The sequence below is a fragment of the Neisseria oralis genome, assembly GCF_045062685.1.
Lineage (GTDB): Bacteria > Pseudomonadota > Gammaproteobacteria > Burkholderiales > Neisseriaceae > Neisseria > Neisseria oralis.
The window spans coordinates 1-249 of the sequence record NZ_JBJGEB010000095.1 but is presented as its reverse complement, the minus strand read 5'-3'; the positions used below and the strand labels follow the sequence as shown (position 1 = coordinate 249).

Sequence of the window (249 nt, the reverse complement as noted above, 5' to 3'; positions counted from 1 at the left end):
CTCTTACCTTACGAACATTGGCAAACCTTGCAAAGCCATTTGGTAAATGTGGGCGAAATGGCGGCTGAGTTTGCCCAGGTATTTGATGCGCAGGAAATTGCCTGCCAGACGGGACAGCTTCATGATTTAGGGAAATATTCAGTTGCCTTTAATCACCGATTGCATGGCGGCCCTTTAGTCGATCATGCCACCGCCGGAGCCAAAATTGCAAAAATGCTTGCTTCAGGGTGGGTTCCAAAGTATAAACTG

At 47.8% G+C, this 249-nt stretch carries 1 protein-coding gene; it reads left to right on the top strand.

Going from position 1 to position 249, the window contains the following annotated elements; translation table 11 throughout:
* Positions 1–249, top strand: a 249-nt coding sequence (locus tag ACI43T_RS12220; RefSeq protein WP_405387397.1) for an HD domain-containing protein, incomplete at both ends; no start/stop codon positions are given.